At 60.2% G+C, this 13,278-nt stretch carries 12 protein-coding genes; 7 read left to right on the top strand and 5 right to left on the bottom strand.

What is annotated here, in order from left to right; translation table 11 throughout:
• The first annotated feature begins 63 nt into the window (after nucleotides 1-63).
• From livH to LJU29_RS07235, 6 genes are all read left to right on the top strand, one after another.
• The gene (livH, locus tag LJU29_RS07260) at nucleotides 64-987 is read left to right on the top strand and encodes a high-affinity branched-chain amino acid ABC transporter permease LivH (RefSeq protein ID WP_002554804.1); all 924 of its coding nucleotides are present in this window, start codon (nucleotides 64-66) and stop codon (nucleotides 985-987) included.
• Complete coding sequence (locus LJU29_RS07255) at nucleotides 984-2,249, top strand: high-affinity branched-chain amino acid ABC transporter permease LivM (protein WP_005755540.1); 1,266 nt, start codon at nucleotides 984-986, stop codon at nucleotides 2,247-2,249. Before livH ends, LJU29_RS07255 begins: the two co-directional genes overlap by 4 nt.
• Entirely contained in the window at nucleotides 2,246-3,013 is a 768-nt protein-coding gene (gene livG / locus LJU29_RS07250; protein ID WP_002554806.1) for a high-affinity branched-chain amino acid ABC transporter ATP-binding protein LivG, read from the top strand. Before LJU29_RS07255 ends, livG begins: the two co-directional genes overlap by 4 nt.
• Nucleotides 3,014-3,715 carry an ABC transporter ATP-binding protein gene (locus tag LJU29_RS07245; RefSeq protein WP_002554807.1) on the top strand — a complete coding sequence of 234 codons (702 nt, stop codon included), beginning with the start codon at nucleotides 3,014-3,016 and terminating at the stop codon, nucleotides 3,713-3,715.
• 182 nt (nucleotides 3,716-3,897) lie between these two features.
• A complete protein-coding gene (locus LJU29_RS07240) occupies nucleotides 3,898-4,578 on the top strand; it encodes a COG3650 family protein (RefSeq protein WP_005755536.1) in 681 nt (226 codons plus the stop codon).
• A gap of 96 nt (nucleotides 4,579-4,674) precedes the next feature.
• A complete protein-coding gene (locus tag LJU29_RS07235) occupies nucleotides 4,675-6,288 on the top strand; it encodes an NAD(P)/FAD-dependent oxidoreductase (protein WP_122322417.1) in 1,614 nt (537 codons plus the stop codon).
• Between the two features lie 185 nt (nucleotides 6,289-6,473).
• On the opposite strand, the gene LJU29_RS07230 is transcribed toward LJU29_RS07235, so the two are convergent.
• The 5 genes from LJU29_RS07230 to dinG form a co-directional block, all read right to left on the bottom strand.
• Nucleotides 6,474-6,938 carry an outer membrane lipoprotein gene (locus LJU29_RS07230; RefSeq protein ID WP_004657512.1) on the bottom strand — a complete coding sequence of 155 codons (465 nt, stop codon included), beginning with the start codon at nucleotides 6,936-6,938 and terminating at the stop codon, nucleotides 6,474-6,476.
• Between the two features lie 147 nt (nucleotides 6,939-7,085).
• Nucleotides 7,086-7,733: a pyridoxamine 5'-phosphate oxidase gene (gene pdxH, locus LJU29_RS07225; protein WP_004657510.1), complete on the bottom strand. Its 648-nt coding sequence runs from the start codon at nucleotides 7,731-7,733 to the stop codon at nucleotides 7,086-7,088.
• Between the two features lie 296 nt (nucleotides 7,734-8,029).
• The gene (locus LJU29_RS07220) at nucleotides 8,030-9,121 is read right to left on the bottom strand and encodes an OmpA family protein (protein WP_257111929.1); all 1,092 of its coding nucleotides are present in this window, start codon (nucleotides 9,119-9,121) and stop codon (nucleotides 8,030-8,032) included.
• A 153-nt stretch (nucleotides 9,122-9,274) separates the two neighbouring features.
• Nucleotides 9,275-10,423, bottom strand: a complete 1,149-nt coding sequence (locus tag LJU29_RS07215; RefSeq protein WP_046835229.1) for a serine hydrolase domain-containing protein — start codon at nucleotides 10,421-10,423, stop codon at nucleotides 9,275-9,277.
• Between the two features lie 109 nt (nucleotides 10,424-10,532).
• Nucleotides 10,533-12,677, bottom strand: coding sequence for an ATP-dependent DNA helicase DinG (gene dinG, locus LJU29_RS07210; RefSeq protein WP_257111927.1), 2,145 nt, complete (start codon nucleotides 12,675-12,677; stop codon nucleotides 10,533-10,535).
• A 107-nt stretch (nucleotides 12,678-12,784) separates the two neighbouring features.
• Here dinG and LJU29_RS07205 point away from each other — a divergent pair, with 107 nt between their 5' ends.
• The gene (locus LJU29_RS07205; RefSeq protein WP_257111924.1) at nucleotides 12,785-13,249 is read left to right on the top strand and encodes a CopD family protein; all 465 of its coding nucleotides are present in this window, start codon (nucleotides 12,785-12,787) and stop codon (nucleotides 13,247-13,249) included.
• Nucleotides 13,250-13,278 lie beyond the last annotated feature (29 nt).

Genomic DNA, 13,278 nt, shown 5'->3' with positions numbered 1-13,278 from the left:
CGACAGAATGCCACCCCGGCGCAGGTCAGAGAAATGCAGATCAGGTTTTTAGGAGCGCGGTAAATGCCCGAGTTATTCCACTACATGCAGCAGCTGGTCAATGGCCTGACCATTGGCAGTACGTATGCATTGATCGCCATCGGCTACACGATGGTGTACGGCATCATAGGAATGATCAACTTCGCCCATGGCGAGGTGTACATGATCGGTTCCTATGTAGCTTTCATGGCGCTCGCCGGTCTGGCGATGCTGGGTATTCACAGCCTGCCGTTGCTGATGATTGCCGGTTTCGCCGCAGCCATCGTCGTAACCAGTGCCTACGGATACAGCATCGAGCGTGTGGCCTACCGTCCGTTGCGCAACAGCAACCGTCTGATTCCACTGATTTCTGCAATCGGCATGTCGATCTTCCTGCAGAACTCGGTTCAGCTTTCTCAGGGCTCCGGCAACTTCGCCATCCCCAACCTGCTGCCCGGCAGCCTGTCGTTCGGGCCCGGTGGCGCTCAGGAAGTGCTGATCTCCTACATGCAGATCGTGGTCTTTGTCGTCACCCTGCTGGCCATGACCGGCCTGACACTGTTCATCTCCCGCTCACGCATGGGCCGTGCCTGCCGTGCCTGTGCCGAGGACATGAAAATGGCCAACCTGCTGGGGATCAACACCAACAACATCATTGCCCTGACCTTCGTGGTCGGTGCTGCACTGGCTGCCGTCGCGGCGATGCTGCTGAGCATGCAGTACGGCGTGATCAACCCGAGCGCCGGCTTTCTGGTCGGCCTGAAAGCCTTCACTGCTGCCGTACTGGGCGGTATCGGTTCGATCCCGGGCGCTGTGCTCGGTGGCCTGGTACTGGGCGTCGCCGAAGCCTTCGGTGCCGACATTTTTGGTGATCAGTACAAGGACGTCGTGGCCTTCGGCCTGCTGGTTCTGGTGCTGCTGTTCCGACCGACCGGCATCCTGGGTCGTCCGGAGGTTGAGAAAGTATGAGCAAGTCTTTCAAACAGGCGCTGTTCAGCGCCGCACTGGTCTGGGCCGTGGCCTACCCGGTGTTCGGCCTGAAACTGGCCTTTTCCGGCGTCACCCTGCAAGTGCAGAACGCCAGCCCGCTGACCCTGACCATCATTGCCTTCTGTTCGGTCATGCTGTTCTTGCGCGTACTGTTCGCAGAACAGATCGGCAGCATGCGCCGCGGTACCGAAAAGCCGTTGATCTCGCAGAAGACCAGCGATTTCCTGACTCAGCCGAAAACCCAACGCTGGGGTCTGGCCGCATTGATCGTGCTGGCGTTCATCTGGCCATTCTTCGGGTCGCGCGGTGCGGTGGACATCGCCACGCTGATCCTGATCTACGTCATGCTCGGCCTGGGCCTGAACATCGTGGTTGGTCTGGCCGGTCTGCTGGACCTGGGCTATGTCGGTTTCTATGCAGTCGGTGCCTACAGCTACGCCTTGCTGTCGCACTACTATGGGCTCGGCTTCTGGATCTGCCTGCCGATTGCGGGACTGATGGCGGCGCTGTTCGGGTTCTTGCTGGGGTTCCCGGTGCTACGCCTGCGCGGTGACTATCTGGCCATCGTGACGCTGGGGTTCGGCGAGATCATCCGCATCTTCCTGCGCAACCTCACCGAGCTGACCGGTGGCCCGAACGGCATCAGCAACATCGACAAGCCGACGTTCTTCGGCCTGACGTTCGAGCGCAAGACCGCCGAGGGCATGCAGACCTTCCACGAGTTCTTCGGCCTGCCTTACAACTCGATCAACAAGGTCGTCTTCCTTTACCTGATCGCCCTGCTGCTGGCGCTGGCGGCACTGTTCGTCATCAACCGCCTGCTGCGCATGCCGATCGGCCGGGCCTGGGAGGCGCTGCGTGAAGACGAGATCGCCTGTCGCGCGCTGGGGCTGAATCCGACCGTGATCAAGCTCTCGGCGTTCACCCTTGGCGCTGCGTTCGCCGGTTTCGCAGGCAGCTTCTTTGCCGCACGTCAGGGTCTGATCACCCCGGAATCGTTCACCTTCATCGAATCGGCAATCATCCTCGCCATCGTCGTGCTCGGCGGTATGGGCTCGCAGCTGGGCGTGATCCTGGCCGCCATCGTGATGATTCTGCTGCCTGAACTGATGCGCGAGTTCAGCGACTACCGCATGTTGATGTTCGGCGCGCTGATGGTGCTGATGATGATCTGGCGCCCTCAAGGCTTCCTGCCCATGCAACGGCCTGAAATGAAATTGAAAACGGAGCTGCCGAAATGAGCCGCCCATTACTGCAAGCCACCGGCTTGAGCATGCGTTTTGGCGGCCTGCTGGCGGTCAATGGCGTTGCCCTGACCGTCAATCAAGGGCAGGTCGTGTCGATGATCGGCCCCAACGGCGCGGGCAAGACCACCGTTTTCAATTGCCTGACCGGTTTCTACCGGCCAAGCGCAGGCACTATTCTGCTGGACGGCGAGCCCATCCAAGGCCTAGCCGGTCACCAGATTGCTCGCAAGGGCGTGGTGCGTACGTTCCAGAACGTGCGCCTGTTCAAGGAAATGACCGCTGTAGAGAACCTGCTGGTTGCCCAGCATCGGCATTTGAATACCAACTTCCTGGCCGGTTTGTTCAAAACCCCGGCGTTCCGTCGCAGCGAACGCGAAGCCATGGACTACGCCGAGCACTGGCTGGAAGCCGTCAACCTCAAGGAATTCGCTAACCGCCCTGCCGGTACACTGGCCTACGGTCAGCAACGCCGTCTGGAAATCGCCCGCTGCATGATGACGCGCCCGCGCATTCTGATGCTCGACGAACCGGCAGCCGGGCTGAACCCCAGAGAAACCGACGACCTGAAAGCCCTGATCGGCGTGTTGCGCAGCGAACACAATGCTACGGTCCTGTTGATCGAGCACGACATGAAACTGGTGATGAGCATTTCCGACCACATTGTGGTGATCAATCAAGGCACGCCTCTGGCAGACGGAACGCCGGAACAGATTCGTGACAATCCTGATGTGATCAAAGCCTATCTGGGGGAAGCGTAAATGCTGCAGTTCGAAAACGTTTCCACTTTCTACGGCAAGATCCAGGCGCTGCACAGCGTCAACGTTGAAGTACGTCAAGGCGAAATCGTCACCCTGATCGGCGCCAACGGCGCAGGCAAGTCCACGCTGCTGATGACCCTGTGCGGCTCACCACGCGCGCACAGCGGCAGTATTCGCTACATGGGCGAAGAACTGGTCGGGCTGGAGTCGTCGATCATCATGCGCAAGAGTATCGCCGTAGTACCGGAAGGCCGTCGCGTGTTTGCGCGTCTGACCGTTGAAGAGAACCTGGCGATGGGCGGTTTCTTCACGGAAAAGGCTGATTATCAGGAGCAGATGGACAAGGTCCTGCAGCTCTTTCCGCGCCTCAAGGAACGCTTCAATCAGCGCGGCGGCACCATGTCCGGTGGCGAACAGCAGATGCTGGCCATCGGTCGTGCGTTGATGAGCAAGCCCAAGCTGCTGTTGCTCGACGAGCCTTCGCTGGGCTTGGCTCCGATCATCATCCAGCAGATTTTCGAGATCGTTGAACAGTTGCGTCGCGATGGTGTGACGGTGTTTCTGGTCGAACAGAACGCCAATCAGGCGCTGAAAGTCGCCGACCGCGCTTATGTACTGGAAAACGGTCGTGTGGTGATGCAAGGCACCGGCGAAGAACTGCTGGTCGATCCGAAAGTGCGGGATGCGTATCTGGGCGGGTAAGCGCTGCGAAGCGCATTAACGTTCAGAACCAGGATGGGCCACGATGATTCTCATTACCACGCTCTGCGTGGTAATGCCTTTCGTGACGCTCCGCGTCACACTGCGGCGCAGGTCTGGCCGTTCCCCCTTGTGATGCACCTCCAGTCTGAGTAACGTGGCGACACTTGTCTGGAGACCACACCATGTTTGCTGCCCGTTCCGTCCTCGTATTTGCCCTTCTGCCACTGTTCGCCGGGTGCCAACTGCTCGGCAAACAGACCGAGGAACCCAAGGTTTCCACGGCAGGCATGCTCCGTATGCAGGGCGACCTGACGGGCAGCAATGGCCAGTTGCTGTTCAAACCGTGCAACGAGCAGCGGCGCTATGTGGTCAAGGATCGCGGCAATACCGGCATCTTGCAGGAAGCTGCTTCACTGGCAGACAGCAAGGGCACGGTATTCGCCGATCTGCGCGGTAACTTTGTTGCGAGCAAAGCGGCCAACAGCGATGGTCAGCTGGACCTGCATCAGCTGTACCGCGTCGAGCGTCCCGGCCAAGCCTGTGAAGACGCCAATTTCAAACGTCTGACCTTGCACGTCAATGGCAATAAACCCGCCTGGAACGTCAACGTCAGTGGCAAGGGCATGGTGCTGGAGCGCGAAGGTCTTGCACCGCTTGCCTTGCCTTACGTGGAAGAGAAACTGCCCGACGGCAGCTTCAGCGTCAGCAGCGAAGCCAACAACCAGCGCATCGAGATCTGGGTGGCGCCACAACGCTGCGTTGACAGCGTCAATGGCTCGGTACAACACCTGACGGCCGAACTGCGTATCAACGGCCAGGCCCAGCGTGGCTGCGGTTATTATGGCGGTTCGCGCGACGAGTGATCAGGCAGGCTCGCCGCCAAAGGGGTTCAGCGCTTATAATCGCCGGTCTTGTAGTGCTGTCGGGCTGAACCTGCGGCCCGAAAACTGGACCCCTTAATGTTACGAATCACCGAACTCAAGCTGCCGATCGATCACCCGGAAGAAGACCTGCGCGTTGCACTCTTGCAGCGCCTGGGCATCGACGGCAGCGAACTGCTGGACTTTACCCTCTTCAAACGCAGTTACGACGCGCGCAAAAAGTCATCCGAACTGTGCTTTATCTACACCATCGACTTTCAGGTCAGTGATGAACAGGCACTGCTGCGCAAACTGGGCGATGACCGCCACGTCGGCCCTGCACCTGATGTCAGCTATAAAGTGGTCGGTCACGCTCCCGAGGGGCTGACAGAGCGCCCGATCGTCGTGGGTTTCGGCCCATGCGGTATCTTTGCCGGGCTGCTGCTGGCGCAGATGGGCTTCAAGCCGATCATCCTCGAGCGCGGCACCGAAGTTCGCCAGCGCACCAAGGACACTTGGGCACTGTGGCGCAAAAACGTGCTCAACCCAGAATCCAACGTGCAGTTCGGTGAAGGCGGTGCCGGGACCTTTTCCGACGGCAAGCTTTACAGCCAGATCAAGGACCCGAAGTTTATTGGCCGCAAGGTGCTGCACGAGTTCGTGAAAGCCGGTGCACCGGAAGAAATCCTCTACGTCAGCAAGCCGCATATCGGCACGTTCCGTCTGACCGGCGTGGTCGAGAACATGCGCCATCAGATAGAAGCGCTGGGCGGCGAAGTGCGCTTTCAGCAGCGCGTGACCGACCTGATGATCGAGGACGGCCAATTGCTGGGCGTCCAGCTCGACAGTGGCGAGCAGATCGAATCCCGGCACGTCATTCTGGCGCTGGGCCACAGTGCCCGCGACACCTTCCGCATGCTGCATGGCCGTGGCGTGTTCATGGAAGCCAAGCCGTTTTCGGTGGGGTTCCGTATCGAGCACCCGCAGTCGCTGATCGACCGCGCGCGGCTGGGCAAATACGCCGGGCACCCGAAGCTGGGTGCAGCTGACTACAAACTGGTGCACCACGCCAGCAACGGTCGCTCGGTCTACAGTTTCTGCATGTGCCCTGGTGGCACTGTCGTAGCCGCCACTTCAGAGCCGGGGCGCGTGGTCACCAATGGCATGAGCCAGTATTCGCGCAACGAGCGTAATGCCAACTCGGGCATTGTGGTCGGTATTTCTCCGGAACAGGATTTCCCCGGCAGTCCGCTGGCCGGTATCGAGTTGCAGGAACGCCTGGAGTCTCATGCGTATCTGCTCGGCGGCAGCAGTTATGAAGCGCCGGCGCAGTTGGTCGGCGACTTTATCGCTGGCAGGGCCTCGACAGCACTGGGCAGCGTTGAGCCCTCATACAAGCCGGGCGTGAAACTGGTGGACCTGGCCGACGCCCTGCCCGCCTTTGCCATTGAAGCCATTCGTGAAGCATTGCCTGCGTTCGACAAGCAGATCAAAGGCTTCTCGCTGCACGATGCGGTGCTGACCGGCATCGAAACCCGTACCTCGGCCCCGCTGCGCATTACCCGCGGACCGACCCTGCAAAGCCTGAACACCAAAGGCCTTTACCCGGCCGGTGAAGGCGCTGGCTATGCGGGCGGGATTCTCTCGGCTGGCGTAGACGGCATTCGGGTTGCCGAAGCATTGGTGCGGGACATGCTGGGGATTGAGGGCTGACCTCAGAATGACCATCGTTATACATAAGTCTTGTGGGAGCGAGCTTGCTCGCGAAGAGGCCGCGACACCCCCAAGAAATAGGGCGTTCGATACATCGTATTCGTGAGCATTGGCACGATATTCACGCCTGGCAATAAAAAACCCCGAGCATTGCGGCTCGGGGTTTTGCTGTGCGGTGCTGCAAATCAGTGAGTGACGCGGCTTGTGCCGTTGACACTCATGATGCGTACGCGCTCGCCGACACGGAAAATCTCGTTTTCCTGAACCTGCTGCACATAGGCACGCATGCTGCCGTCATCTTCACGCACGGTGATTTCAACACCCTGCGTACGGGTCAGGCCTTCTTCGGTCGCTGAACCCAGCAGACCACCGGCCACCGCGCCGATTACCGCAGCCACGATGCTGCCGCGACCGCCACCGATAGCGCTGCCACCTACGCCGCCGACGACCGCACCCGCAGCCCCGCCAATCGGAGTCTTGGTGCCTTCGATTTTAACCGGACGCAAGGATTCGATAGTGCCCATGCGGACGGTCTGTACGGTCCTGGCCTCATCGCGGGAATAGGAATCACCGGTCAGGTTTGAGGCACAGCCGCCCAGCATCAATGCCATGGCAGTGAACGAAGCAACCAGAAGAGCGGACTTGCGCATAAGGGAATCTCCAGAGGAATCAGTGGCCATTAGACTACCTGACAAAGGTGCTGTCACGGCCCCGATCCTGCAATTTAAGTTCATTCAGGCGGCATACAGCGGCCCACCTGCATAACGCTCAGACGATGGCCCGGACGAATAATTCAATCAGGGCGCAAGGCGCTCGCGCGTCCACCTGCCGTCTACCGAACGATAGTTCAAACGGTCATGAAGTCGACTGGAGCGACCCTGCCAAAACTCGATTCGCTCAGGCAAAAGGCGGTAGCCCCCCCAGTGCTCGGGGCAGTGTGGCTGGGTGTCTGCGAAGCGTTGTTCCGTCTGTCTGATCAGACCTTCCAGCTCGTCACGATCTGCGATCACGCGACTTTGGGGTGAGGCCCATGCCCCCAAACGGCTGCCCAGAGGACGCACCTGGTAATAAGCATCGGACTCCTGCGCGCTGACTTTCTCGACCCGGCCTTCGATACGCACCTGACGCTCCAGCGTTGGCCAGAAGAACGTCATGGCCGCGAATGGACGTGCAGCCAGTTGCTGGCCCTTGGCGCTTTCGTAGTTAGTGAAGAACGTGAAACCCTGCGTGTCCAGCCCCTTGAGCAGCAAGACACGGCAATGCGGACGTCCTTGCTCATCAACCGTTGCCAGGGTCATGGCATTGGCCTCGACAGGTGGTTGTTCGGTCTTTACAGCGTCGTCAAACCAGGTATGGAAGAGCGCGAAGGGCTCGTCCGGTGATTGCGCTTCGGTCAACCCGTCGCGGGTGTAATCACGGCGCATGTCGGCCAGGGTCTGAGTCATGGTTTCATTCCTGCGCAGATATCATGAACGTTAGCTAACTCTCGTTACGAGGCTCGGCGCTCGCCGTTATCACACATTCGTTTTTGATTCTGGCCGAAGGCCGTGGGAGCGAACTTGTTCGCGAAGACGGTGATTCAGACGATACGTTTCGGAGACTGTACCGACCTTTTCGCGAACAAGTTCGCTCCCACGCCCTCCGGGCAGAAGCCTGAAAGCCTTGTTTTTCAGGCTATTCAGGACTTGTGCACAACGCAAAGCGCGGAGCGTGGAGACGAAAGTCGTGAGGTAACCGGGCCTCAGTTACTGGCCTGGCTGTCATCTTTCTTGGCGGGCGCCTTGGCCGAGGCCTTGGTCGCTGCCGGTTTTTTAGCTGCTGCGGTGGTCTTGGCAGGCGCGGCCTTTTTGGCAGTGCTGGCCTTGGCCGGCGCTTTCTTGGCCGTGTCTTTCTTCGCCACGGCGGCTTTCTTGGCAGGCGCGGCAGCAGGTGCTGGCGCTACTGGCTTGACGTCCTGGGTGGCAACCATGACTGGAGCAACCGGCGGCAACGCATAACGGGCCATCAGCGCGCGCATGGTGTCCTGCGGCGTCATGAGGATTTCAACACGACGGTTGAGTGCACGGCCTTGCAGGCTGTCGTTGGCGGCACGTGGCATCACGGCACCCATCCCACGCTGGCTCAGACGATTACGCTCCAGGCCACTGAGACGGAAAATCGCGGCAACAGACTGCGCGCGTTCCTGGCTGATCTTCTGGTTGGCTTCGGTAGGTCCCGATGTGTCGGCATGACCGAGAATCAGCACGGCAGTTTTCTGATCGCCTTCGACCACCTTGGCCAGTCGCGTGATCGGGCCCAGCGTGTTGGGCAGCAGCATCGCAGGACGGTCAGGGTTGAACGAGCTGTCGACCGGTGCAGTGATTGCCAGCAGGTCTTCGCGACGCTCCAGCTGGAACGGGCTGTCCTTGATTGCAGCGCGCAGACGCGGCTCGTACTCGTCCAGCCAGGCCTGGGTCACTTTCGGATCAGGCATCGGCAGCGCTTTAGGCTCGTCCTTCTTGCCCTCGCTACCGAACGGCCACCACCACTTGCTGTCGGTTTCCGACTTGGCTACCAGCGCAGGCGCAGCTGACTTGTCGGCAGGCTTGTCGGCCACGGCATCAGGTTTGACCTGCGCGTTATCTTTCGAGCCGAACGGCCAGTACCAAGGCGCGCTGTTTTCAGCGCCAGCGGCAGGTGCTGCTGGTGCCGCAGCGGCCTTGGCGACCGGAGCAGGTGCCGGGCTTGGTGCCGGAGCCTTTGCAGCAGTACCAGCAGAGTCGGATTGAGGGGTTTGAGCACAGCCGGTAACGGCGATACACAGGGCGAGAACGAGGCTTTTATTAGACGACATGGATAACCCGCAACGGTTTTGATCAGACAGAAGGACGTGACTACGCCGGTATAACATGCATAAAGATGCAGTTGGAAAAAGAAACCGTCGTACGGTTCCTGTTACAGCCATTTAACTGACAGTCGGTATGAAACAAGCACTTATGGCCGATACTTACTGCAAACACTCACGCAGGATTCCGACCAGTTTCTGCGCACGTGGGTCCATCAGAATGTACGGCCCCAGGGTGTTGGTAACGAAGCCAAAAGCAACCTCGTAATCAGGATCGGCGAACCCGACCGAACCGCCTGCCCCGGGATGGCCAAACGCCTTGGGACCAAGACCATAGGTCGCATTGGCAACGGTCGGTTGGTCAAGCATGCAGCCCAGGCCCAGGCGGGTCGAGGTCAGCAGAGTCCTGTCCTGACCGAGGCTGTGCTCACGGGTCAGCTCGTTGAGCATGTCTGCTTCAAGCAGGCTGCCATCCAGCAAACCGTTATAGAAACCGGCAAGACTGCGCGCATTGCCGTGGCCGTTGGCCGCCGGTTGCTGCATGCGGCGCCATTCGGGTTTGTTGGTGCTGGTCATGATCGACGGCGGATTAGTGAACGCCTTGGCAGTGATGGAGGCTGGCTCACGCATCGTCGCCTGCAACACGCGCTGGGCAGCGTCGTCACCGGCATTGCCTTTGCCGCGCGCGATATGGGCGACACGATGAAACTGGTCATCAGCCAGGCCCACATGAAAATCCAGCCCCAGCGGGCGAGAAATACGCGCGGCAATGGATTCCCCAGGGCCTCGACCGTCGGCCCGACGCAGCATCTCGCCCACCAGCCAGCCATAGGTGATTGCCGCGTAACCGTGACCCTGCCCCGGCGTCCACCAAGGTTCTTCGGCCGCCAGCGCCGCCGTCATGGTGTCCCACTGGTAAAGCGCTTCGGCAGGCAATTGCTCGCGCAGCGCAGGCAAACCGGCCTGATGGCAGAGCAGCTGACGCAAAGTGATCGATGCCTTGCCCGCCGCGGCGAATTCGGGCCAGAGCCTGGCGACGGGTTCGTCCAGCTTCAACTTGCCTTCTTCAACCAGCTGCAATACCGCCACGCTGGTAAAGGTCTTGGTGCAGGAGAACAGGTTGAGAATGGTGTCGGTGTGCCACGCCTCGGCACCGTCCTTGTCGGCCGTGCCCGCCCACAGATCAATGACGGTCTGGCCGCCGACCTGAATGCACAAGGCAGCGCCGCGCTCCTGAGGGTCGTCAAAGAGCGCCGCAAAGGCTTCACGTACTGCTTCGAATTGAAGTTCGTAATGACCCTGAATCTGCAACGGTTGACTCCTGACTGGCAACATGAGCCTGACGACAGGCTAAATGGCGCGTATTGTTTCAGCGATCGAGCGCTTTGGGAACAGATGTGAAACGCTCTTCATCTTTGGCTCAGGTTATTTCCCGGCGGAACGGTGGCAGCGCATTGAGAATCGCCTTGCCATAGCGCTGGGTGACGACACGTCGGTCCAGCAACGTGATAGTGCCGCGGTCTTCTTCGGTACGCAGCAGGCGGCCACAGGCCTGTACCAGACGCAAAGAGGCATCCGGCACGGCGATCTCCATGAACGGGTTGCCACCACGCGCTTCGATCCACTCGGCCAGAGCGGCCTCGACCGGGTCATCCGGCACCGCGAACGGAATCTTGGCGATGACCACGTGCTCGCAGTACGCACCGGGCAAGTCCACACCCTCGGCGAAGCTGGCCAGTCCGAACAGTACGCTGGACTCGCCGCTGTCGACCCGCGCCTTGTGCTTGTTGAGGGTTTCCTGCTTGGACAGGTTGCCCTGGATGAACACCTGCTTGCGCCAGTCCCGGTCCAGGCCGTCGAAAACGTCCTGCATCTGCTTGCGCGACGAATACAGCACCAGCGTGCCTCGCGAACCTTCCACCAGCCCGGGCAGGTCGCGAATGATCGCTGCGGTATGGGCCACCGAGTCACGCGGGTCGGCCTTGAGGTCCGGCACGCGCAGCACACCAGCGTCGGCGTGATGGAACGGGCTTGGCACCACGGCGGTAACAGCCCCTTTGGGCAGACCCGCACGCATGCGATAGCGGTCGAATTTGCCCAGCGCGGTCAGTGTCGCAGAAGTCACCAGCGCCCCATAGGCGATGTTCCACAAGTTGCGACGCAGCATTTCCGCCGCCAGGATCGGGCTGGCATTGACCTCGATATCGAACATTGCACCGCTGTCGGCCAGGGTCAGCCAGCGCGCCATGGGCGGGCTGTCTTCCGGGTCTTCGGCGGTAAAGGCGGTCCACAGTTCCCAGTTACCGTGGGCGCGGGCCAGCAGGCTGCCGAACAGCGGGTACCACTCTTCAGCCTGATGGCTGGCGATACCGATGTTGACTTCGCCATCCATGCCTTCCTTGAGCAGCTCGGTCAGGCGCGTGAACAGATCGTCCAGGCGCGCAAAGCCCTTCTTGAGCTCGATGCCCATCTCGCGGATGTGCTCGGGGATCATGCCGCCGACAAAGCGGTGACGGGGCCGCTCGCGACCCTGCATGTCTTCACCGGCGCGGAAATCTGCCAGTTGCTCGCAGGCACCGAACATGAACTGCTGATGCCCCTTGATCTCGCGGGCCAGCTCCGGCACCTGCTCGATCAGCTTGCCCAGATCGCCGAGCAGCGGGTGTTGGGCCAGCAGCTTGGCGAGGTTCTTGGCTGTCTGTTCAAGCCAGTCAGCGGTGGACTTCAGTCGGGTGTAATGAGCGAAGTGGCCGATGGCCTTGTCGGGCAGGTGATGGCCTTCGTCGAACACGTACAGCGTGTCACGCGGGTCGGGCAGCACGGCGCCGCCGCCCAGCGCGAGGTCCGCCAGCACCATGTCATGGTTGGTGACAATCACGTCAACCTTACCCATGCCTTCGCGCGCCTTATAGAAAGCACACTGTTGAAAGTTGGGGCAATGCCGGTTGGTGCACTGGCTGTGATCGGTGGTCAGCCGCGCCCAGTCCTGATCGGCGAGTTCCTGAGGCCAGCTGTCGCGATCACCGTCCCACTTATTGCCCGCCAGCTTCTGCAGCATGCTGGTGAACAGCTTCTGACTGGCTTCATCGACCTCGATCTTGAAGCCTTCTTCCTCGAAAAGCTGCGCAGTCGCGTTGGTCGCGTCGCTCTCCTGCAGCAACGCGTCGAGTTTCGACAGGCACATGTAACGGCCGCGGCCCTTGGCCAGAGCGAAGGTAAAATTCAGACCGCTGTTGCGCATCAGGTCCGGCAGGTCCTTATAGACGATCTGCTCCTGCAGGGCGACGGTCGCGGTGGCGATCACCAGCCGCTTGCCTGCCGCCTTGGCAGTGGGAATCGAGGCGATGGCATAGGCCACGGTCTTACCGGTACCCGTCCCGGCCTCGACGGCCACTACCGCAGGATCGCCCGAACGACGGCCCTCTTCATCGGTGTCAATGTCCCCCAGCACCTTGGCGACTTCAGCGATCATCAATCGCTGGCCATAGCGCGGCTTGAGGCTTTTGGCTTCGAGGAAACGCGAGTAAGCGCCCTGGATCTGGGTTTTGAGTTCGGTACTGATCATTGGCTTCGGTTCGGGGGCACGGCTAAAAAGGCTGGATAAATTTTCAGTAGTTCTGAGTGGGCGCTATCATAGCGCGCTAAATCCATCCGCGCAGAACGGAGTGTCCGATGACCGCTTTTTCTACTGTCTATACGCTGCATCTGCTGGCTGCCCTGGTGTGGGTTGGCGGGATGTTTTTCGCCTGGATGGTCTTGCGTCCAGCAGTCATTGCAGCACTTGAAGGCCCTTCTCGCTTGAAAGTGTGGGTCCAGGTGTTTCCACGCTTCTTCGTCTGGGTCTGGGCAGCCGTGGTGCTGCTGCCGATTACCGGCATCGGCATGATCCAGCTGAACTTCACCGGCTTTGAAACTGCGCCGCGCTATGTGCAGATCATGATGGGCCTGTACGTGGTGATGGTTGCGCTGTTCCTGCGTATCCATTCATTGCAGTTGCCGGAGTTGCGTCGCGCCGTGGACGCCGAACAATGGGCCGAAGGCGCAGCAGCACTCGGTCACATTCGCCGGCTGGTCGGAATCAATCTGATTATCGGCCTGGAAGTGGTGATATTGGCAGCCGCCCGTCCGGGCCTTTGAGGCAAAACGGAACATCGCGGGGCACTGGC

It is taken from the genome of Pseudomonas ficuserectae (assembly GCF_024584585.1).
Classification (GTDB): Bacteria; Pseudomonadota; Gammaproteobacteria; order Pseudomonadales; family Pseudomonadaceae; genus Aquipseudomonas; species Aquipseudomonas amygdali.
Note: the sequence above shows the minus strand (reverse complement) of the source record. Positions and strands in the feature narration are given on the sequence as shown.